At 65.6% G+C, this 22,281-nt stretch carries 15 protein-coding genes; 3 read left to right on the top strand and 12 right to left on the bottom strand.

The genetic code is table 11. From position 1 onward, the window contains the following. Window positions 1–49 precede the first annotated feature (49 nt). The 12 genes from ACL02U_RS16520 to dndD form a co-directional block, all read right to left on the bottom strand. A complete protein-coding gene (locus ACL02U_RS16520) occupies window positions 50–463 on the bottom strand; it encodes a hypothetical protein (RefSeq protein ID WP_412791590.1) in 414 nt (137 codons plus the stop codon). A 57-nt stretch (window positions 464–520) separates the two neighbouring features. Next, on the bottom strand, window positions 521–2,917 hold the full coding sequence (locus ACL02U_RS16515) for a UvrD-helicase domain-containing protein (protein WP_412791589.1): 2,397 nt from the start codon (window positions 2,915–2,917) through the stop codon (window positions 521–523). Window positions 2,918–2,969: 52 nt separating this feature from the next. Continuing rightward, complete coding sequence (locus tag ACL02U_RS16510; RefSeq protein ID WP_412791588.1) at window positions 2,970–5,627, bottom strand: hypothetical protein; 2,658 nt, start codon at window positions 5,625–5,627, stop codon at window positions 2,970–2,972. Window positions 5,628–5,794: 167 nt separating this feature from the next. After that, a complete protein-coding gene (locus ACL02U_RS16505; RefSeq protein WP_412791587.1) occupies window positions 5,795–6,259 on the bottom strand; it encodes a DNA phosphorothioation-associated protein 4 in 465 nt (154 codons plus the stop codon). Next, window positions 6,259–8,316, bottom strand: coding sequence for an AAA family ATPase (locus ACL02U_RS16500; protein ID WP_412791586.1), 2,058 nt, complete (start codon window positions 8,314–8,316; stop codon window positions 6,259–6,261). The genes ACL02U_RS16505 and ACL02U_RS16500 overlap by 1 nt, the downstream gene beginning before the upstream one ends. Further along, entirely contained in the window at window positions 8,313–8,477 is a 165-nt protein-coding gene (locus ACL02U_RS16495; protein WP_190152738.1) for a hypothetical protein, read from the bottom strand. The genes ACL02U_RS16500 and ACL02U_RS16495 overlap by 4 nt, the downstream gene beginning before the upstream one ends. Before the next feature lie 46 nt (window positions 8,478–8,523). Then, window positions 8,524–10,674 (bottom strand): DEAD/DEAH box helicase family protein, encoded by a 2,151-nt coding sequence (locus ACL02U_RS16490; RefSeq protein WP_412791601.1) that lies wholly within the window; start codon window positions 10,672–10,674, stop codon window positions 8,524–8,526. Continuing rightward, the gene (locus tag ACL02U_RS16485; RefSeq protein ID WP_412791585.1) at window positions 10,674–12,659 is read right to left on the bottom strand and encodes a hypothetical protein; all 1,986 of its coding nucleotides are present in this window, start codon (window positions 12,657–12,659) and stop codon (window positions 10,674–10,676) included. The genes ACL02U_RS16490 and ACL02U_RS16485 overlap by 1 nt, the downstream gene beginning before the upstream one ends. A gap of 83 nt (window positions 12,660–12,742) precedes the next feature. After that, window positions 12,743–14,974, bottom strand: a complete 2,232-nt coding sequence (locus ACL02U_RS16480) for a hypothetical protein (protein ID WP_412791584.1) — start codon at window positions 14,972–14,974, stop codon at window positions 12,743–12,745. A 6-nt stretch (window positions 14,975–14,980) separates the two neighbouring features. Then, entirely contained in the window at window positions 14,981–15,721 is a 741-nt protein-coding gene (locus ACL02U_RS16475) for a hypothetical protein (RefSeq protein ID WP_412791583.1), read from the bottom strand. A gap of 493 nt (window positions 15,722–16,214) precedes the next feature. Beyond that, entirely contained in the window at window positions 16,215–16,592 is a 378-nt protein-coding gene (gene dndE / locus ACL02U_RS16470) for a DNA sulfur modification protein DndE (RefSeq protein WP_412791582.1), read from the bottom strand. Further along, complete coding sequence (gene dndD, locus ACL02U_RS16465) at window positions 16,582–18,564, bottom strand: DNA sulfur modification protein DndD (RefSeq protein WP_412791581.1); 1,983 nt, start codon at window positions 18,562–18,564, stop codon at window positions 16,582–16,584. The genes dndE and dndD overlap by 11 nt, the downstream gene beginning before the upstream one ends. A 73-nt stretch (window positions 18,565–18,637) precedes the next feature. On the opposite strand from dndD, the gene ACL02U_RS16460 reads away from it, so the two are divergent. The 3 genes from ACL02U_RS16460 (at window position 18,638) to ACL02U_RS16450 (ending at window position 22,075) form a co-directional block, all read left to right on the top strand. Beyond that, window positions 18,638–19,531 (top strand): carbohydrate ABC transporter permease, encoded by an 894-nt coding sequence (locus tag ACL02U_RS16460; RefSeq protein WP_412791600.1) that lies wholly within the window; start codon window positions 18,638–18,640, stop codon window positions 19,529–19,531. Then, window positions 19,528–20,430, top strand: a complete 903-nt coding sequence (locus ACL02U_RS16455; protein ID WP_412791580.1) for a carbohydrate ABC transporter permease — start codon at window positions 19,528–19,530, stop codon at window positions 20,428–20,430. Before ACL02U_RS16460 ends, ACL02U_RS16455 begins: the two co-directional genes overlap by 4 nt. A gap of 190 nt (window positions 20,431–20,620) precedes the next feature. Then, window positions 20,621–22,075, top strand: a complete 1,455-nt coding sequence (locus ACL02U_RS16450; protein WP_412791599.1) for a GH1 family beta-glucosidase — start codon at window positions 20,621–20,623, stop codon at window positions 22,073–22,075. The last annotated feature ends 206 nt before the right edge of the window (window positions 22,076–22,281 follow it).

The raw sequence follows: 22,281 nt of genomic DNA, 5'->3' as shown, positions 1-22,281 counted from the left end.
AGCTCGGTCTCGCGTTGAGTAACGTAAGGCCGAACTGCGGGCGGCACCCCTACTCCTCGTCGAGGAGGATGTTGGCGAGTTCTTCCACCTTCTCGGTGATGACCTGGAGCTTCTCAGCGTCCCGCGAGGTGTTCATGCGGCGGAGTGCGACCTCGGCCGCCTTGCTGCTACCGTCGCGAAACACGGCGTCGACGACTGCGGCAGCCGGAGTGCCGCGCTTGTAGAGAGTAATGACGGCGTACTGCTCACCGGGAATATCGGCAGGCAGGTGGGCGAGTCCGAGACCGTCGAGGCGTCGACTGATGCTGGCACGGACATGAACGCCGAGGCGGCCAGCTTGCTCTAGGTCACGCAGAAGCCACATGACGACGCGAAGAACGCCGCCTGACTCTTCGACGGCATGCCGCAGCTCCTCCCAGCTCTCGACCTGGCTGCCAGCGTCGACTGCGGTGAGGTCGAGCACAGGTGCAGCCATAAGAATCCCCCAAATTTGAAGCCAAAGAAAAATTCTAACTCTAGATTATCCTTGCGGATTTGATTCGTCCAGAGGGTAGCGCCGACCGGTCGATCGTTGGTTCTTCCGTTCAGTCTCTGGCTCCACAAGAAACGGGCTGGGATCACCATGCCAGGTGATGGTGAGGGCGTCACGGGCGCGCGTGGCGGCGACGAACAGCATCGAGCGGGCCTTGCGCAACTCCCGGCGGTAGCGTGTCGGATCCTCGGTGCGGTACCGGTCGATCGAGTCCATGCGCGGAACGAGCCTGTCGCTGGCGCCCACGATGACGAGGCGCTGGTACTCCAACCCCTTGAAGCGGGGCATAGTTCCCACGTGGATCTCGCCGTCACCGCGAGGGCCATCCGAGGTCAGCTGGGCGTAGCCGAAGCCCGATTTCGTGGCGAGGTGATAGATCACTTGGCTCACCTTGTCTCGGTCGGGGACCGCTACGGCGACCAGACCGCGGAAGTCGCGTGCCGCACCGCTTTCGTCGGTGGCAAGCTCGTCGCGCCAGGCACGCAAAGTGGAAGCGAGGCCGTCGAGTTCCTCCTCCCAGGTGGTGTAGCCGGAAAGCTTGGGGGCAGGCCCGTGCAGAACGGAGCGGTAGCCCGACAGTGTGTCGGTTCCGTCGTCGAGGTCGTCATATGTCTCGCCGGACATGACCGTCAGGGCATGGGCGAGGATCTCCTTCGTGGTGCGATAGCTCAGGGACAGTCGGGCGGAGCGACCTCTGACGTTGATTCCGAGAGAGCCGAGGGAGACATGGTTGTCGTAGACCCGTTGGTGCGTGTCGCCGGCGATGAACATGTCGTTGTCGCCGGGGGCGACCATGGCTCGCAGCATCTTCCAGTGTGCCGCGCGCAGGTCCTGTGCCTCGTCGACGACGATGTGCTTATAGCGGTACTTCAGGTCGCTCAGTGATGCCTCGGCGTCGCGATGGATCAGGTCGCGACCGCCGACCTGACCCTTGTACGCATGACGGGCCTGGATACGGGCGGCACGCTCCATCTCGTAGCGGGCGGCGCGTTCGGCGGCTTGGCCCCAGGTCTCGATGTCCTTCTTGTCGAGGCGGGCGGTGAACTCGTCGAGGATCTTCCAGACGGCGGCTCGTTCGGGGCGAGTGAGCGGGCGTCCACGACCGGCTCGGCGCGTCTGGAAATAGGCGGTGCGCGTGGCCACGGACTGGCCGAGGATGACCTGCTCCCACTCCTCGATGAGAAACTCGGGTTCCCAGGATCCCTGATGGCCGAGTTCGGCGAGCACAGTGCGCAGCTCGGCGAGGGCCGTGCGGTCATCGACGCGGCGCTTGACGCGGCCCGAGAGCGAGTTCTCGCTGACGACCTTGTAGGCGAGTTCGTCGATGTGTGCGATCTCCACGCGGGCGAGGAGATCAGGGTCCCCGATGAGATCGGTAAGGCGAGCCCGCAGGTCAGCCGTGAGGTTCTTGGTGAAAGTTGTCAGCAGGATGGGCTTGTCCCGGCCCGGCTTCAGCTGCCGCACGAGGTGGTGGATCCGATGCAGGGCGACGATGGTCTTGCCGGTGCCAGGGCCGCCGGAGACTCGGGCGGGGCCGTTGTAGTCGCGGTCGACCAGTCGAGCCTGGCTGGGGTGGAGGAACACCTTCCATGCCTGGAAATCGCCGTCTTCCAGGACTTTCTGCAGAGCGTCATCGACGGTGGTGACGGTGGTGCGGGCGAGGGCTGCGCCGAAGTCTCCGAGGTCAATCTGGTCGCTTGAGGCAACCGCAGCGGTGATCTCGGCACGTACTTCGTCCGGGCTCATTCCGGCGGCCAGGCCATACAGGACGTCCTGGGACAGCAGCGGTGCCCCCGCTACCAGGCGGTCGAGGTCGGCAGTGTCGGTGAGGGTGAGCGCGAGGTCGATGAGGGGTTCAGCGACGCCAAGTTCGCGGAGCAGCTGCCGGGAATGCCCGGCAAGCAGCACAGTTGCCGGGGCAGTCGGCTCGGCGTCGGGCTGTGCACCCCGTCTGGAGGCGGGGGCGGCCCCGGCCTCTGCGGCGGTGGTCGCGTCAGGTTCGGCCGGGACGAGTTGGATGCCGGCGCGGCGCAGGGCGCTTTCGCCGACGACGGAGAGGTCGACGAACTCGATCTCTCCGGAGACGCGGTTGATGGCGACGGATAGTTGCTCGTAGACGTCTCGACGGTGTCGAACCGCGATGACCAGCCAACTCTCATCCCCCGTCTCGTCCGTCCCGGTGCGGGTGAGCAAGGCGCGGTAGGAGTCGTCAATCCGAGCGGAGAAGATTTGTGAGTCGCCCTTGAGCGCCTTCAACTGCAGGCCGTTGCTGTGCGGGTTCTCCCGGAAGCGGTGGGAGAAATCGTAGAACTTGGCCTTCACCGAGCGGTCGAGCTTGTAAAGCTCTTGCTCGGCTTTCTGGTACAGGCTGAGCCGGGCAGTCATCAGGTGGCGCCTCCAGGTCGTCGATGGGATTACATGGCGTGCTGGCGCCTCTTCAGCTGCCGGGAACCGCGTCCGGGAGCAGGACGAGCAGCTCGTCGAACTGGGCGAGCCAGTCGACGGCGCTGCGGATGGTCCAGCCGGCGGCCCGGTAGGCGGCGTCGCGGCGCTCGGCTTCTGGGTCGGTGCGGCCGTGTTGCACTGCTGGGACGACGGCAACCTTGGCGGTGTCCTGATCCCAGGCGAAGTCGGCTTGCCATCCGCCTTCACCAAGCTCGAAACCGAAGACTGGGGCGGTCTTGCCCCGGTTGGCGACTGCCTGCGCGAGGCGAATCAGGTCGGCTTCGCTGCCCTCGTCGAGCAGTGGGATGATCTCCTCGTCCCACGCTGGGTCCCGAAACTCAGCCTCGGCGGGCTGCTTGGCCGCATTCTCAGTGTTGCCTGTTGTCTGCGGATCGGGCGCACTGTGCTGGGGAGTCGGCGCGCTGCTGAGCTCTCCTGCGGGCATTGCCGGGACGCTCAACTCTTCTCCCAGCGCGGCTGTACCGCTGAGCCCGGGCTCGTACTGCTCTCTCAATAGTTCCAGGATGTCCTTGTCGCCTCGAACTCGTAGGTGAGCGAGTACCTCATCCATGGTCGTCGCGTCTGCGAGACCAATGCGCCGGCCCAGAACTGCGGGCATGTCCTTCTCCGTGACCTGGCCGGACAGGGCCATGAGCCGCAGGGCTCGCTGCGTGTCCGTGAGGTTGAGTTCCGGTTCGTCAGCCAGGCGCAGTGCCTTGAGACGACCGTCCTTTGCCGCCACGAAGACGTAGTCCCCCTCGACCGCATCCATGCGTTCGAGCAGGGGGCGGATTGAACCGCAGCTGGGCTGGTTGCGCCAGACGAGTTGGATGTCACCGACGTCGTGGGACAGTTCCAATCGACCGCCGGGACTGAGGCCCAGGTGCGCTGCGAAGCCGGCCGGGATGGTGAACCCGGATCCGCGCAGGTGTTCGCCGTTCACGTCGAGTCGGTACCACCAGATGCCTTGGCCGGTTTGGAAACAGCGCCGGGTCTGTGCGACGTCGCGCCGCGGCTGGTAATCGGCCGTGCCGGTCTCGGTGGAGGCCGCTACGCGGATCCAGCCTCGCTTGAAGCGCTCGAATTCCGGAGCGGCGAGGTAGGCGCGCACGGACTTGTCAGAAACGTCGAACTGCGAGCAGAGCGAGGTGACGATGTCCTCGGACTTGGCTTCGCCACCGACGGATTCGAGTTCTCGGGTGATCATCTCTCGGATGCCGAGGTACTCGACACCGCCCCAACGCCGCAGGCCGTACAGATCCCGGTCGCGCCGCATGAAGCGATCGTCGGTCTGAATCTGGTTGCGCAGGCTGGCGAGCGCCGTTCCGTCGTCCAGGCGTGCCAGAAGGTCCTCCATCGCGAGAGGGCGCCCGACGAGCATGAGAACCGCTTCGGCCCGGTCGTTGACAGAGCGGCCCCAGGGCAGCAGGTGTCCTTCGGTGACGCGGAAGCCCTTGACCGCCAGTAGCCATTCTTCCGCGGCTGCCTCGCGAATGCCGAGTTGCCCTAGCAGCTCCACAACCTCGGCCCAGACCGGGGCCGACTCACTGCAGCAACGTGTCAGCTCTGCTCGCGTCTGTTCGATGCGCTCGTCGAGATCGCCCTCCACCAGCCAGCCGCTCGTCCAGGTGCGGTCGGGAAGCAGGGAGGCAATGAGCTGCCAGAGAGGACGGCCGAGAGCGGGGACGGCGAGTTCGTGGACCGGGTGGAGTTCGCGTAGTTCGGTCTCGGTGGCCACCGGTCCAAGAAGTTCCTGGACAGCGAGGAGGTGGCCGAGGAACGGCTGACCGGCGGCTGAGTGGAGCCACAGCTGGAGCTTCTTCTCCAGCTCAACCTGGATCTGCCGGGCTCGCTCCCGGCTCACCCCGAACTGCTCGCCGAGGGTCTCCAAGGAGGTTCGGTTCTGGCCGAAGGTACGTCCTGCCGCGACGGACAGCTGACGTTCGCCCCAGTCGTTGATGAGGGTCTCGAGCGCGTCGAGCGGCTCCTCCAACAGTGCCGACTCGGCTGCCGGACCAGCTTTCCCACCAGGCGTCGCTTCGCTCTGCTCATCTGCGTCCCGGGCAGAGGCGCTGCTCTCCTCTTCTGGGTGTTCCTGGGCCCAAGTTCGCAGGGTGTCAACGGCGGTGCGGATAGCGGGCGGTGCGTCGGCCGGGATCAGGCGTACCAGCATGTTTGTGAGAGCCCGGACGTCCTGGTCTGGCTCTGCGGTCGATTCGTCGTCGGAAGCGGCGGCGATAGGTTCCATCAGGTTCCGCCCGCCGATGAGGAAAGGCCGAAGGAGTGGCCGGACCAGCCGCGCGACTGCCTCAACACCTTCCTCGGTGCCTGCGTCCGAAGCCGCTTGCTCGATCGTGACCCGCAAGTCCGCTTCCTGGCCCTCTGGGCAGAAGCACAGGTTGGGGAGCGCCACGCCGAGGGTCAGGTGCGGCCAGTGGGCGCGCAGGGCCTGCGCAGCGCGGTGGGCCACTTCCTCGGCGCTGATGGTGGCCGTGACGTCGGTGAGCGACGTGTCGTTCCACCACGTTCCAGGCAGGCGGGGATCTTCCAGCAGCGGGCCCAGTTGACGTGGATCACCCCAGCGCAGGGCCGGCAGCAGGTCGACGAGCGCTATACAGAGGGGCGACTTGGATTCGATCGGGTCAGTCACGTGAGGATCCACATCTCGTGCGTTCGGGCGTGTTTCAGGTCAACGGTTGCCAACCAGCTGGGGCCGGAGCACGGACCGTGGCTCTGTGAGCTGCGAAAACTTGCAGCTCAACACCAGTAAGCGCGCGCTGCGGGGCGACCCGACGGGCCGCCCGCGGCGGCGTCCTGCTACCACTCCAGGGCGTCCAGCATGTCCTTGACGGGGTCGTCGTCCTGGTCAGGCGCCGGCGTGAGCGCCTCCAGCACGAGCGAACTGACGATCGCGACGAGGTCCCGGCTGCCCCGGGTGTTGATCTCGCCTTGGAGGAAGTGCAGCCCACCGTTGGCGTATTCCTCGAAGATCTTCAATCGGTCGGCGAGCCGGTCGTCACCCAGGATCTTCGCATCGTCGGGCACCTCGGCAGCGGCGATCAGGTCGATGAGCACATCGCCGTAGGGCCGGTTCTCAACGAGGGCATAGCGGATCATTTCACCCGACTTCTTGAACTCGACACGCCGTTCCTTCCTGCGGCCGAGAGCGGCGGCGAACAACAGCGCCTCGTAGTTGGCTCGGAAGGGACCGTCCTTGCCAGTGAGGAGGGCCAGCAACTGCTCGTGTTCGGCAGGGCGCCGGAACCGGATCTCAACGGCCATCAGGCAGTCACCTCTTCAAGGACGGTGTGGTTGAACTCGCCGTGTGAGACGTAGGGGAACTCACGACCGTGGATGGTGATGCTGTCCTCGTCTGCGTCCGAGTTCGTGGTGTATGAACGCAGCACATACATGCGCGATGCGGCCTGCCCGAGGTGTTCCAGCACCATGCCACGGGACTGGGACTTCGACAGCAGGGTGATGATCTGGGACGTCAGCTTCGGCAGCGACTCGGCGATGTCGTTCTGGTATGCCACATCGAGGTTCCCGAACGGAGCGTCCATGACGACGGGATACACTCCGCCACCCCCCAGGACAGTGTCTGTGGCCTTCTGCTTGCGGTCGTACGTCTCCTTCGTCAATTCGGAGACGGCGCCAACGAACGACAGGCCCAGGATCTGGTTCTCACCTGTACTGCGGGCCGCCGCGACGCCCGCCGAGTGATTGACGAGTTCAAGGGCGAAGGAGGTGGTCAGGCTGGGCGTGAAGGGCCTGATGCAGATTCGTCCGAAGACGCTTTTGACCTTGGCGTCGAGCTGCTGGCGGACCTCCTCGGTCTTCACTGCCAAGATCCTCTGGAATGCGTCGAGGACTTCGTCGACCAGCAGGACCTGACGCTGGATTCGCTTGGACTCCTCGTCCTGCACACGCGCCGAGTGGAACTGCCGCCGCACCTTTTCGATCTGCTCGTCCAGCTCCGTCAGCTGTGACTGGGCTTCCCGGTGCTGCTGCAGCGCGTCCAGGCGCTTTCGGTCGAACTCCTTGCGCCGCTCCTCCAGGCGCTGCACGTCCATCACGTCGACGCCCTCGAGCTCGCGGGCGATGTCGCTCATTTCAGCGTCGATCTGCTTGATCGACGCTTCGATGTCCTCGATGTCGGCAACGCACTCACGCAGTTTCGCGAGCAGATCAGCACGGGCCAGGGTGAGATCGGCGGTCTTGCCGCGCAGGTACATCCAGCGGCTCTCGACATCAGCGAGTCCTGCATTGTAGCGGCGTTCTTCCAACGCTATACGTGCTTCAGAGCCCTCGGGCAGGTCACGCCCGCACATGCACTGCCCGTCCTCGAGCAGGCCGTCGATGTAGTCACGCTGGATACCCGCGGGCAGTTCTCGGCGCTTGCGCATACCTTCGGCCAGGTCCAGCACCGTGCTGTCGATGCCGCCAGTGAACGCCAGGAAGCTGTTCTTGGCCAGGAGGTCCCGCTTTCGCTCCTGGCGCTCGATGCGCTTGGCCACCAGTTCATCGAGTCGGAACTTGAGTTTGGCCCGCTGACGCTGCAACGGAGCGGCCTTACCGTTGGCCAGAAGTGCTCGGTTCGCCGCCTCGACTTCGCGTTCATAGCCGGCAGCGTTTTCCGAGAGCTGGAGCAGCTCCTTGTGCACGTCGATCTTCTGCTGCTCCAGCCGGTCCTGCTCGGCGGTCAGCGCCTGCAGCCGCCCGTCGCCGTTGCTACCCACCTGACGGCTCAGCTTGCGGGAGGCGGCCGGCAGGTGGGTACCGATCGCACGTTCGATCTCTTCCAGGCCCATCAGGGTCTTGATCGCCTGCTGGACCTCATCCGTACGGTCGCCGGTGAACATTCGTTCCATGCGTTCACCGTTGAAGAAGTAGAACTGGCGCAGACCCTCGGGAAGAATCTTCTGGATACGGTCCTGACCGTTCTGGACCGTTGTGCTGGCTCCATGCTCGGATTGGGTGACAGTGAGCTTCGGGGTCAGCGCGCTCTGCACGTCGGCGTTCTTGGTTGTGGTGACCGCGCGGTGCACGGTGAAGTTCAGCCCCTCGTGCTCGAACTCAAGTTTCACCGAAGCGCTGACCAGTCCGCCGAAGGGGGTCTGCGCCCACGCGTGGTCGTTGATCACACGCTCTTGGCGCTCCACGTCGTCGGAGAAAGCGCCGTACAAGGCCCACGTGAAAGCATTGAGCAGGGTTGTCTTGCCGGCACCGTTCATGCCGAAGACGAGGACAGCGGGCTTGTCCTCTGAGACCTCGAGATCGAGCTTCTGAGTGCCGTGGAAGACACGGAAGTTTTCCAACGTGAGCTTGAGCAGTTTCATTTGGCCAGCTCCTTGGCGGCACGGACGATCTCATCGGTGAGCAGGGTCGGGTTCTTGACATGCAGGTGCTCACGTTCGAGTTGCCACACCTTGGCCACAAGCTTCCTGGCCTCTGGCGACAGGCCATCCATAATGTCCTTCAAGCTCTCCGTCGTTCCCATGACCTCTCTCCACACTTCGGGCTGTACTGGCGCTGCTTACATTGCTTCAGGTGTCCAAGAGCCCGTAGCGCAGGCGTAGCGGGCGCAGGATGTCCAGGGTGCGTGCCTCGTTGTCGGCGAGCCGAGCGAACTCAGTGACCCGTGTCAGCTCACGGGCGACCATTCGGCGTTCGGTCTCGTGCTGCAGATCGCCTGCTCCGTCCGGTGGGACGACGATGAAGTCAACGATGTCAGCGCGTTCCTTCCCAGGTGCCTTGCGCAGGACGCGACCTCGGCGCTGGATGAACTGCCGCGGATTGGAGGAGCTGGCGAGCAGGTAGGCAGTGCGTGCCGCCGGCACGTCGACGCCCTCGTCGAGGCACTTCATCGACAGCAGGACCTGAAGTTCTCTCCCTGCGGCGAATCGGTGCAGCAGATTCTGTCGCTCACCGCGCCTAGTTTCGGCGGTGTACGGAGCTGCAGGCATACGCAAGTCCTTGCCAACCAGGGACAGCGCCTGCTGAAGTTGGGTCGGCTCATCGATGTCGCCGGTCTCGTAGGCCAGGGGATGGCGACCCTCGGCGCAGTACAGCAGCTGGTACCAGTCGTCGCGGCGCGCAGTGATCTCACGGCGCAGGGCAGGCAGCTTGGCGCGTGCGTGCCCCAGGATGTTCGAGCGCTTGCGCAGGAGTTTGCCGAGCGGGCTGTCGTCGTCCGTATCGTCTGAGAAGCCTTGGGCCGCGATGATCCTGGCGATCTTCTCGGTCACCTCCGCATAGAGAAATGCCTCCTCGTCGTCCAGCTCGACCAGGACCGGAGTGTAGGTGTAGCGGCAGAGTGCGCCCGCGCGGATGGCGTCGCCGATGCCCATTTCGAAAACGACATCGCCAAAGTAGTCCGTTAGCGCGGCAGTGCCTAGGTCGTCGAACCAACGCTCCGGCGTGGCCGACAGCCCGAGCCGGTAGCCGGCTGAGGCGGGAAGCTTCTCTCGCAGGCGTTTGGCGCCAAGATTGTGGCACTCGTCCGCGATGACGAGCAGGCGACCGCGGTAGCGGGCCAGGATTCCCTGCAACGGGTCTGCAGCGAAGGTGGTGTTGGTGGTGACGATGACGCCGCCCTTTGCCGTCCCCAGCGCGAGGGCGTCGAGGAGTGACGAGGCTCTCCCGTACCAGCTAGTGGTGGACTCGTAGGCGCGGACCGGCTGCATGCCGAACCACGCAATGTCCTTTGACCACTGGTCGACCAAGTGCTGATAGGGGGCGATGACGAGGGTCAGCAGCGGTTCGTTGCGGCTGCGCAGCATGCGGGTCAACTGTGCTGCGGCGGACAGCGCAGTCAGCGTCTTGCCCGTGCCGGTGGCCATGCGCAGGATGCCGCGACCACCTTTGGCGAACCACCGCTTGACGGCCTGTTTCTGGTAGTCCCGCACGGTCAGCTCGCCGGGGATGACGAGCCGTCCGGATGCCTCCGGGCGGGGCAGGGTGATGACAGCACCGTCAATGGTCGGCAGCTCGGGCTCAGTCTGAGATGCGGTGCGGTTCGCGCACTCCTCGATGACTCCTTTTGCCGCCGCGGTGAAGTCGATCACCCGTAGCAGCGGGGTTCGATCGTCCCAGAGATCTTCGAAGTCCTGGCTGATCCGCACGGCGCGTGTGCTGTCTCCCGGCTCCCAGGTGCGGAATACCTCAATGGACTCAAAATTGCCGACCAGTCCTGGCATTGTCTCGTTGGCGCTGCCTTTGAAGGCCACCAGGTCGTGTCCGTCGCGGAAAATTCCGATCTTCTCGTGGTAGATACCGATCCTGTCGCCCGAGCTGATGTAGGCGAGCTTGATGTCGAGTCGGCCGTCCGCCACCAGCAGGCCGAGCTTGCCAAGCCCCTGGGCTGCCCGCGGGTCCTGAGTTGCCTGCTCGATGTCGCGCAGAGCCGCCTGCTCCAACACGGCACGCAACTCGTATCCGGCTTGTATCTGCTTCACGTCCTCTGCGTTGAGCTGCGGGGAAGCGACGATGCGCATCGTCCCGCCGCGAGCCGCGAAGTCATCTAGTCCCCGGCCGAGCACGGCCAGCACCGATGCGCTGAAGTATCCGACCGCCCGGTCGTAGGAGGTAGCAGCGGCCAGGGCGGGGACGTAGAAGTCGCGGGCGATGTCGCAGCGGTCGCTGCGATAGTCAGCGAGCAGATCGGCCGCGCGGAGCACGGAATCCTGTCTGTTCATCACAGCCCCATCAGATCGATCAGGTCGTCCGGTGACGGCCCATCATCATCAGGACTCTCAGCACTGCTGTTTGTCGAGGCCCGCTCGTCGTTCTCCTCACGCCGGACATCGCTGAGACGACGTACCACGCCGCCACGCGCAGTGAAGGGAGGGGAGGATGCGACCTGACGCACGCTGGATTCGTTGATGGTGAACTCGCGGGTCAGGATGGCGACCAGCTCATCTGTCGGAATCGAACCGTTAGCCAGGTCCACCTCCTCCGTGACGAGCTCCTTGATCGTGGTGTACGGGCGCAGTCCCCACTCGGTCAGCGCCCAGGAGTCCACGTCGCTCCGCACGAACCGTGAATCCTTGGGCAGCTGCGCTTTCAGCGAGCGGATGTTCACGTCGGAGCCCATACGCTCGACCAGCAGTTTCGAGTCCAGAGGATGACCGAGCTCGTTGAGCACGTTCCAAGCTCGGTCGTTGAGTGTCTCGCGCCGGGAACCGCTCCCGGCGGCGGAATCAGCAACAAGCGTGCGGGCAGGTGCCACAGAAGCACCGCTGGAAAGGGATTCGTCAGGCAGCTCCCAGCCGTCAGCTCGCGCGACTGCAGCGAGGATGCGTGCCATCAGCGTCCGCAACGGTTCGGGGAACTCGTCGCTGTCGCGCAGCAGATCGGCCAGCTGCTCGCCACGTCGATGCTCGCAGGCGAACTCGCGGAGCTGCTCGAGTACGTCAATCAACTCCGGCGTCGTCGCATCGTCAGACTGCGCGGGAGTCGGGAGAGAGTCCCCGTACCTCTGAGTAGGCAACCCACTCAGAGCCTCTTCCAGGGAAGCTGCTTCGGTGGCAGTCCGCGGCGGAGCGAGTACGTAGTCGCCCTCCACCGCTGAGGCGCCCGTCTGATCAGTGACGGGCTGGGAGGTTCCGTCGAGTTCGACCTGGCGGTCGTCTACCAGCCGCAACCCGCAGTAGCGAATCCACTCCTCTGTGGCCTTGAGGGACTCGCTAGTGCCTTCGAGTAGCCGCCTGGTTGCGGCCCAGGACAAGCACTCTCCCGCTTCTAGGTCAAGTGTGTCTCGGGTGAGCTTGCGCATTTCCTCAAGTGAGCCGCTGAACAGCCACTCTCCATCCATGCTCCCGGACCAGTGAAGAGCGACCAACAGCTCCAACACCACCACGTTGCTGCCCGGCAGCTTGACCGCGAGCCAAGGATGTTGCTCAAGCAGGTCGCTGCGTGTGACGGGGGCCACTGTAGCGGTGCTGAACAGCTTCAAGGCAGAACGGATCCCGGCGGAGTCCAAGGCTGCGGTCTCCAGCTGCTGGGGCAGTTCGTCAAGCAACCGTGTCATCCACGGCCGCATGGTTCGGTAGCGCGCGGCAAGCTCGTCGACCGGCAACGGGGACACTGCACACAGATGCAGGGTGATTAGATCTTGCTGTCGAGCGTCCAGACCGACGAACCACTCACAGATCGCGGTGTCCGGCTCTGCGCTCGAACTTGATCCTGCTGCTGCCGGCACCGGGGACTCCTCGGTTCGATCCCGCTGCGGGAACGTGACACCCGCGCGCACGAGAGCGGCGAGTACTTCGCGCTTTATCTCGATGCGGACCTTCGGCAGGTTGAGGATGTCCATCGCGGCCAGTTGCCCCACTTCGCCCAGCGTCCTGCCGCCCGCCGCTTCCAGCACTTCCAGCACCCTTACGTCCAACGCCAACTCCGCCGTCGGCATGTCCTTAGGCAGAAACGGAAGCAGGAGGAGCAACTGCTTCTCATCCAGCAGCACTGCACCACTGCCCCAGCACAGGAAAGACGCGAACAAATCGAAGACGTCGTCCATGTACGGACGCCGCGAGCTTGTCTCTTCCGGCGTCTCACGCAGCCACCACTGCGCTGGCCCTCCCAGCCTCTGGAGTGCTAGCAACTCCTCGGGCGCCAGCTGGTCCAGCCACGGCAGCACGACCTGCCACGTCGACGTGGGCGACGAGAACGAGGGCGACATCTTTCCTACCTTTTACGTGCCAGCGGAACATCTACCGGGGTCGGCGACGAAGACTGAAACGGCCCCCGCCGCCGAACCGCGGCTCACTCATCAAGCAGGTCGTCCACACTGGTCACCGGCTCATCCTCAGCTCCCTCTGCGCTACCCGCGAGGTTCTCGGCATCGCCAGCAGCATCGTCCGGCTGCTGCGCGGGCACTTCTTCCTGGGCGAACTGAGCCAGCCAGCTCTTGTACGGCTCGTCGGTGCCGTAGAACCACTCCTTGAGCGCGCGTCCGAGCGCAGCACGAGCCGTCTTCTCCGCCTCGGGCCGCAGCTTCGTGTCGATGGCCTCGGGCCTGCCGGTCTTAAGCGCCTTGAACTGCTGGTCTTGGCACAGTCCCAGGTAGAGGCCGCGTGCTGTGCTGAGCATGTCCTCATACACCGCCCGATTCACGACCCATGGAGCCATGTGAGCCCATGCCTCAGGCGTGTCCAGCACCTGGAGCCAGAAGTACCGGAAGTAGACCGCCTGCGGGGTGTCCATATTGGCGATCTGGTTCAGAGGGTGGCTGACCTCGGTCTTATTGAATGCGAGCCGACGGTCCTTGGCCTTACCTGATTCCAAGGCGAAGTAGGCGTTCCACGCTGCCACAAGCGCATCAGCGAACTGCGGGAGCTCGTTGAGATCGGCACCGCCTGGCTGCTTCTTGCGCAGCTCCCACAGCGACCCGAGGGTCATCATCATGCCCAGCTGGCAGGCATGCGTATTGAACACCGCGTACGCGGCCTTCGACTTCTTGAGCGCACCAGTGCGTCCGGAGTCCAGATAAGCCTGAGCCCGGTAGGTCTCGAAATCCTCTTCGCGACCCTTCAACGCCTCCCAGGCGCGGATCACGTCGGACTTAGTCGCCTTCGCACCCGCGGCCTTCTTCTCCAGGTAGTGCTCGTAGCTGTCTCGCAGCGTCCAGAACACGCCCACTCCGCCGAACAGAGCGTCGTGGGCGAGAGACAGACCCGTGTCATCGACATGCCACTCATCCTTCGACTGCGTCAGCGCCTTGGCGTGGGCAGCGTAGGGGGCGGTCTGCGAGAGGAGGGTGAGGATGGCCCGCCCCCAAGTAGCCGCGAACCGATCGCTGATGACGTCCAGCTGCCCCAGGGGAAACTCGGTGTTACCGATCTTTTCCCGTTGGTAAGTGAAGCCGCCATCCTCGAACTGATCAGGGAAAAGACTGAGGACGTCCAGCTGTTCCTGCATGAAGGTGTCCAGATCCGTCTGGCTGAGCCGGCCTCCGAACTTCTGCGCGACGTTGTTCAGGTACTTCGGGGGCCCGAAGACGCAACGGTCCACGGCAAATTTGAGGAGGTGGATGTTGGTCAGCACCGACCACCTGGCCGGCCGGGTGGAGTTCACCTCCGGGTTGTCGTACTCGACAGCGTAGATGGGCAGCAGAGAATCACTGGTGTCGTTGCGCAGCTCGCTGAGCATGCGACGGGTCAGCACGTTGCTCAGTTCAGCGTCGGACAGCAAGATGATCCGCGACTCGGAGGGCGGACGCGCTTCCTTGTTGACGTCGACAAAGAGCTTACGGGCTGCCTCATGGGGTTTTGCCTGCTCGCCCGTCTCTTCAGGGAACCAGCACACCGTCACTGGAACCTCTATACGGCTCAGGTCTACATCGCCGAAGTCGCGGAGGGCCTGGATGACCTGATTCTCGTAGAAGGAACGGAAGCGTCCGCCTACCCCGGAGTTCTGCCAGCTCTTGGTCATGGTGCGCTCCACCGCCAGCAGGGCCATGGCACGGTGCTGGCCGTCAAGGACCACGAGCTGCGCCTTGGTATCGTCCCACCACAACTTGCCGAGGTTCGCCGAGTGGAGGCGGTCGTCAGCACCGACCAGACGCTGGACGCGGAAAGACACGCCCGCCTGCTCCTGCTGCCAGCGGGCACCGTCGTCCTCAACCACGGCCTGCTGGCCGAGAGACTCGAAGAACGAAGGGCGCTTGCTGCGGAAGGGCAGTAGGACCGCGACGATCGGGGGAAAGAACGCTGGCCCAGTGGGCTTGAGATCCAACAGGTAGGGGATGAGGTTTACCGCGACCCGGTGGTCGTCCAGATCGCGTTGCAGGAGCTGGTTGAAGTCCAGGTCACCTGCTTCCATGACCTCACGGACCGGCGCGAGGCTCTTGGTGAGCCGCCGCTCGGGATCGTTGGTCTCCTCGCCAAGTCGGGCCTTGGTCATGATGTAGTCCACGCGGCCGGCCGGCGTGGCGAAGGTGCCCCACGTCCCCTGGACGTAGTTATGGAAGGTGAGTTTGGTTCCTGAGCCGAACATCGTGTCCTACTGCCTTCCGAGAATCGGCGCGTACAGCCGGTGGAGCAGCCATTCGGCTGACTCTGCGGTGTTTCGCAGATGCTTGATGGTCACAGTGTTGTCCGCTTGGTCGCCTAGGTCGATGACCCAGGCTTCGAGGTGGCCCATGGCCATATTGCGAGCGGCTGCCCGCGCGCCGAAGGTCTTTCCCTTCATCCGGACGGCCTCCGCGTCCTCAGGGTGTTCACGCAGCCAGTCGTACGCCTTGGTGAAGTCACGGCGGTGGGTGCGTAGGCGCTCGCGCAGATTTTCAGCGACACCGATGTACAGCGGCGAGGAAAACACCGGGGCCGCCATCTCCAAGATGGTGGCCATCACCCGCCGTCTTTCCTCACTGCCCAAGGAGTCCATGAGTATCGCGAGACGCTTGTCCTCCTCCACAGAGGCAGCGTGGCTTCCCTCGTCCGGATCACGCAGGGGAGTGTCGAGTTCGAGCTCGCCCTCCCATGCGGCGCCGTACGAACCGCGCCCGCGCAGAGCGATGGGCAACGGCTCGTAGTAGCCAGCGTACTTTCTGAGCAAGCGCAGGAAGCCCTCAATCGCCTGATCACCCTCCGGGCTGGGCTTCATCTTCCAGTCGTGCGGACTAGCTCGAAAGCTCACGTACCAGGCGTACAGCCCAGGGGTCTCAGGCGCCTGGTCGACGTCCAGCATGGAGTAGTGGCTATGCGAAAGAGCATTGGTCAAAGCCGGAAATCCCTTGCTCATGCCGCGCTTCTGGACCCGCTCACCCGGGCTGAGCGCCAATCGGGCTGGAGTGCAGGCTACGAGCCGGTGGTCGAAAGTGCAGGTCGAGTGGCGAGGTAGACGACTATCGAAGGGTGCTGCGCATGAACCCGGGACACACTGACGGCACTCCGATCAGTGACCGGTTGACTACCACGCGGGGCGCAGCAAAAGATCTTGCAGCCTGTGCGCACTCGTGATCAGTCCTCCCCCGACGCGAAGGCGTCCCCGCGGCTTGCGCCTACAGCCTTTTGTGAAAAATTATCGTAAGCGACACCACTGACACGCGGGGACCCATCGGATGGTTCCCCCTCTGTACGGCACTCGCGGGATTACAGCGCGGTGGGCGGGTGCGAGACCAGCCTGGGCCCAGCAGCGCTGGGTGAGCATCGCTTGCTCACATGCGATCGGCCCAGGGCAGAAGGCTGTGGTGCCGCCTTTTGCCCTGGGCCGGTCATGTGCCCGCAAGTGGGGTCTAATCGCAGGCCGAGCCGACGAGCTCACGGATCGTGCGGATCTCCTGATTACCAGAGAGGTAGCCGATGCCGCGGTGCAGATGGATCGTCAGCATTCGACTCAAGGACTCGTCCGTCAGCGGTTCGCCGTCGACCGCGCAGCGCTGCCGCAGCAGTGCGAGGTAGATGTCCCCGTACGTGCCCGCGAAGGTTTTCCAGGACATCTCGACGTTCGAGTCCGTAATGATCTCCTTGACCAAGGGGGCAGAAGGCTCACGCAGGGACATGGCCAGCGCCCAGCGGCAGAGGACGTTCCAGTTCTTGATCCCGGTGGTGCGCTTGAGCCAGACCAGCTGATCACGCGCTGGCTGGGACAGTCGGATGGTCTCAAGCGACATGCGCTGCTCCGGAGGTCCACCAGTAGCCCGGCTGCACGGATGTGGTGAACGTAGTGTCGTCGTGAACGAGGGTGTAGGTGTGAGCGAGCGAGGACTTGAGGCGGCCTAGAAGCCGCTCGTCGATCTCCTCATCAGTTGACAGCAGCAGGACCTGGTGGCTGGCATGAGGGAAGTAGCGGTCCACCAGGTGCTCGCGATGCCGACTGTCGAGTCGCCCAAGGGGGGTGTCAATGACACTGGGAAGCCAGTTGCCGGCCACACGTGCGAGACCCCACACCAGGGAGACCGCCAGTAGTTGGCGCTCGCCGGCGCTGAGGCGTCCGGGGTCAAGAGGCTCGCCATCGGTATCGATCAGGGTCAGCCGGTAACGGTCCGTGTCCATGCGCAGGTCGCTGACAAGACCTCGCTTACGCATCAGCTTGGAGAAACTGTCCAGGACCGCGACTTCGAGCCTGTTGATGTGCCGATTCAGCAGAGCGGCACCAAACTTGTCGAGGACGGCACGCTGTCGGTCGCAGTAGGCGATGACGCGTGCCACTTCCTCGGCCTTGACCAAGGTCTTAACCCGCGCTTCGTGGGCTCGTTGCAGCTCGGCAGTCAGCGCCTCGCGACGGCCCTTGCTGGTGCTGTGCGCCGCGAGGGCACTGTCGAGGTCTGCCTCCAGCTGGTGAACCCGACGCAGTGCCTGTTCCCGCTCAGCAATCCGGGTGGCGATTTGCTTCTCATCCGGGACGCCGGCCAGTTGCCGGTCCAGCGCCTCGGCCGTAGCTGCTTGCTCTGCGGCTTGAGCGCGCAGCTCCCTTCCACGTCGCAGCTCATGAGCCAGGACCTGGCCGATGCCTGCTAGCTGGGCATACCCGTCAGGCGTGAGCTCGAGAATGCGCTCGGCACTTCCGGCGAGCTCGCGCTCGCTGCGGTCCCGCTCCAAGTGGGCGCGGAAGACATGCAGATCATCGGTGGACAGGAGCCCATTCAGCCGGTCAAGGATGTCACCGTCGCGGTCAGCGAGGACGCCAAGAATCTGGGCCGATTCATCGGCCTGTTGTTCGGCGATCGCCTGCTTGTGGGCAGCATTGAGCTGGTCGCCCACGAGCAACAGCGGCAGGGGGCCAGCGGCGAGGTCAACCAGGGCTGCCTCAGTGGCCGCGAGGGCCTTGGCGACGTCCTTACGGCGGTTCTCCAGTTCACGGCGGCGTTCGTAGAGCTCTCCGCCGTCCTGCTGGAAGGAATACTCGGCGTTGTCCAGGACCACCTTGGCCGCGTCAAGGCGGGACCGCAGCTCGGCGACCTTTGCGTTGGTGGCGTCGACCTCCTCTTGGATGGTGTCGTGCCGGGCTTCCAGGGCGCGGATATGGGCGACCGTCTCTTGTTCCTCGCCGGTGAGTTTCTGGCGGCGCTGCAGTGCAAGAAGATCGGTGCGCAACTGCTGGACGGTGTTCACGCCAAGCAGGGAGTGCACAGCGGACTCAATGACAGCAGAGGCGCGGTCCGGGTCGGCGAGGGATTCAATCTTTTCCCCGTCGAAGAAGAAGAGGGAACCAATCTCCAGGGGAAGCAGGTCCTCCACGTGGTCGGCCCAGCTTTCGCTGATGGCCTTGCTGAAGTTGCCGTCGACGAGCACATTGACGTACTCGTGCAAAGACTTGCCGCTGGTGGCCCACTTGCGGCACACCTTGTAGACGCGCTCCTCGCCTTCGACTGTGATGGCGAACTCAAGCTCGATCTCAGCACCGGTGGCGGGGTCGGCCTGGCGGTTGATGCACTCTCGCAGGTAAGTCTCGTACGGGCGGCCCCCAGCCCCCCCCCCCCCCCCCCCCCACCCCCCCCCACCCCCCCCCCCCCCCCCCCCCCCCCCCCTCCCCCCCCCCCCCCCCCCCCCCCCCCCCCCCCCCCCCCCCCCCCCCCCCCCCCCACCCCCCCCACCCCCCCCCCCCCCCCCCCCCCCTCTCCTCCCCCCCCCCCCCCCCCCCACCCCCCCCCCCCCCCCCCGCCGCGCTCACGGTCGCGGCGGTCCGGCTCACGGAGGAGACTCCCGGCGCAGCCGGCTGTACCGCTGGGACATGAAGGCGTCGCCGTACGTGTTCATCTCCCCCTTCTTCCTGATCTTCGGCGCCTTCTCGCTGGTGCCGCTGCTCTACACCGCCTGGTACTCGCTGCACCACGTGCAGCTGTCGAGTCTGGACCAGCAGACCTGGGCGGGACTGGACAACTACGCCAACCTCTTCTCCTCGGAGTTCTTCTGGAACGCCCTGGAGAACACCTTCACCATCGGCCTGATCTCCACCGTCCCGCAGCTGATGGCGGCGATCTGGCTGGCGCACATGCTGAACTACCGGCTGCGCGGCTCGACCGTCTGGCGCGTGGTGATGCTCACCCCGTACGCCACCTCGGTGGCCGCCGCGACCCTGGTCTTCACGCTGCTCTACGCGCCCGAGAGCGGCATGTTCAACTGGATCCTCGACTCGATCGGCCTGCACCCGGTCAACTGGCGTGAGTCCGACTGGGGTTCGCAGCTCGCGGTGTCCTCCATCGTCGTGTGGCGGTGGACCGGCTACAACGCGCTCATCTACCTGGCGGCCATGCAGGCGATCCCGGCCGACCTGTACGAGTCGGCGGCGATCGACGGCGCCAACCGCTGGCAGCAGTTCCGGAACGTGACGGTCCCGATGCTGCGGCCGACGATCCTGTTCACGATCGTCGTCTCCACCATCGGCGCGACCCAGCTCTTCGGCGAGCCGCTGCTGTTCGGCGGGGTCAGCGGCACCAAGGGCGGCTCCGAGCACCAGTACCAGACGCTCGGTCTGTACATGTACGACCAGGGCTGGATCATCGGCAACCTCGGCAAGGCCTCCGCCATCGCCTGGTCGATGTTCCTGATCCTGTTGATCGTGGCCGCGGTCAACATGCTGCTCACCCGACGGCTGAGGAAGTCCCAATGACCACCAGTGATGTGACGCTGCCGCGCCAGAAGGCCCGCGGCGGCCGCAAGGCCGACCGGCGCCGGGTGATGGGCGCGGGCAAGCAGATGCACGCCGGGCCGGTCACCTACGTCGTCCTGGCAGTCTTCGCGTTGATCTCGCTCGCCCCGCTGGTGTGGACGGCCGTCGCGGCCTCCCGCACCAACACCCGGCTGGCGCAGACCCCGCCACCGCTGTGGTTCGGCGGCAACCTGTTCAAGAACCTGGGAACCGCCTGGGACCAGGCGGGTCTCGGCAAGGCCATGTTCAACAGCATCTTCGTGGCGGGCACCATCACCGCCGGCACGGTGCTGTTCTCCACGCTCGCCGGGTTCGCCTTCGCCAAGCTGAAGTTCCGGTTCTCCTCGACGCTGCTGCTGGTGACGATCGGCACCATGATGATCCCGCCGCAGCTCGCCGTCGTGCCGCTGTACCTGTGGATGACCGACCTGGGCTGGGCCAACCACCTGCAGACCGTCATCCTGCCGACCCTGGTCAGCGCCTTCGGTACGTTCTTCATGCGGCAGTACCTGGTCCAGGCGCTGCCCGGCGAACTGATCGAGGCGGGGCGGGTCGACGGCGCGAGCAGCCTGCGGATCGTGTGGCACATCGTCTTCCCGGCGGCGCGTCCCGCGATGGCGGTGCTCGGACTGCTGACCTTCGTGATGGCCTGGAACGACTTCCTGTGGCCCATCATCGCCCTGACCGGCCAGAACCCGACCGTCCAGGTCGCCCTGAACCAGCTCGGTACCGGCTACATCCCGGACGACTCGGTGATCATGGCGGGTGCGCTGCTCGGCACGCTGCCCCTGCTGGTCGCCTTCCTGCTGTTCGGCAAGCAGATCGTGGGCGGCATCATGCAGGGCGCGGTGAAGGGCTGACCCGCCGGACGCTCCGCCTTCGTCCAGGGGGCCGGGTCAGCGCCGCCCCGGCCCTCACCACCGCCCGCCCCGCGCGCACCGCGCGCGCCGGGCACCCCCCATCCACCCGCCAACTCATCGGTCCTCCACGACCGCATATGGGAGCGCTTCCATGCCTGACCCCTCGAATCCGGTGACCTCGGTGACCTCGATGAACCCGGCGCCCTCGGTGCAACCGGCGAACCCGGCGAACCCGGTGACCTTCCCCCCTGCCTTCCTCTGGGGCGCCGCGACCTCCGCCTACCAGATCGAGGGAGCGGTGCGGGAGGGCGGCCGGACCCCGTCGATCTGGGACACCTTCAGCCACACGCCGGGGAAGACGCTCGGCGGCGAGACCGGTGACATCGCTGTCGACCACTACCACCGCTACCGCGAGGACGTGGCCCTGATGAAGGAGCTGGGGCTGAACGCCTACCGCTTCTCCGTCTCCTGGTCGCGCGTCCAGCCGACCGGCCGCGGCCCCGCCGTCCAGGTGGGCCTGGACTTCTACCGCCGCCTGGTGGACGAGCTGCTGTCGCAGGGCATCAAACCCGCCGTCACCCTCTACCACTGGGACCTGCCGCAGGAGCTGGAGGACGCCGGCGGCTGGCCTGAGCGCGACACCGCGCTGCGGTTCGCCGAGTACGCGCAGATCGTCGGCGAGGCGCTCGGTGACCGGGTGGAGAACTGGATCACGCTCAACGAGCCGTGGTGCAGCGCCTTCCTCGGCTACGCCTCCGGCGTGCACGCGCCGGGCCGCACCGAGCCCGCGGCCTCCCTGCGTGCCGCGCACCACCTCAACCTGGGGCACGGCCTCGCGGCCCAGGCGCTGCGCGCGGTGATGCCGGTCCGCAACTCGATCGCGGTCAGCCTGAACTCCGCCGTGGTGCGGCCGCTGTCCCAGGACCCGGCGGACCTGGCGGCCGCCCGCAGGATCGACGACCTGGCCAACGGCGTCTTCCACGGCCCGCTGCTGCACGGCGCCTACCCGGAGACGCTGTTCGCCTCGACCTCCTCGCTGACGGACTGGTCGTTCGTCCACGAGGGCGACCTGGCCGCGATCCACCAGCCGCTGGACGCGCTGGGCCTGAACTACTACACGCCCGCGCTCGTCTCGGCGGGAGACCCGGGCCGCGAGGGACCGCGCGCCGACGGCCACGGTGCCAGCGACCACTCCCCCTGGCCGGGCGCCGAGGACGTGGCGTTCCACCAGACGCCCGGCGACCGCACCGAGATGGGCTGGACCATCGACCCGACGGGTCTGCACGAGCTGATCATGCGCTACCACCGGGAGGCCCCCGGACTGCCCCTGTACGTCACGGAGAACGGCGCCGCCTACGACGACGAACCGAACGCCGACGGCAGCGTCCACGACCCGGAGCGGATCGCGTACCTGCACGGCCACCTCTCCGCGGTCCGCCGCGCCCTCACCGACGGCGCGGACGTCCGCGGCTACTACCTGTGGTCCCTGATGGACAACTTCGAATGGGCCTACGGATACGGCAAGAGGTTCGGCGCGGTGTACGTCGACTACGCGACGCTCGCCCGCACGCCGAAGTCGAGCGCGCGGTGGTACGGGGAGGCCGCGCGTACGGGCTCGCTGCCGGCCCCCGGGCAGCGGGGCTAGCACCGGGCACCACTGCGCAGGGGTGTTCCGAACCGCGGGCGCGGCACGCGCAGGGGAGCGTGCCGCGCCCGTCCGCGCCGCCCGCGTGCCGCGCGTCGCAGGGGGCGTGCCCGTCCGGCCGGCCTGCGCGCACACGCCGGCGCCCCGGCCGGGTGGGGGGATTGCCGGCCGGGGCGCGTCCCCGTTGGCGTGGGGGGCTGCGGGGG

Origin of the sequence: Streptomyces sp. MS06, assembly GCF_047200655.1 — a bacterium.
Classification (GTDB): Bacteria; Actinomycetota; Actinomycetes; order Streptomycetales; family Streptomycetaceae; genus Streptomyces.
This window is presented reverse-complemented; position numbering and strand designations above follow the sequence as displayed.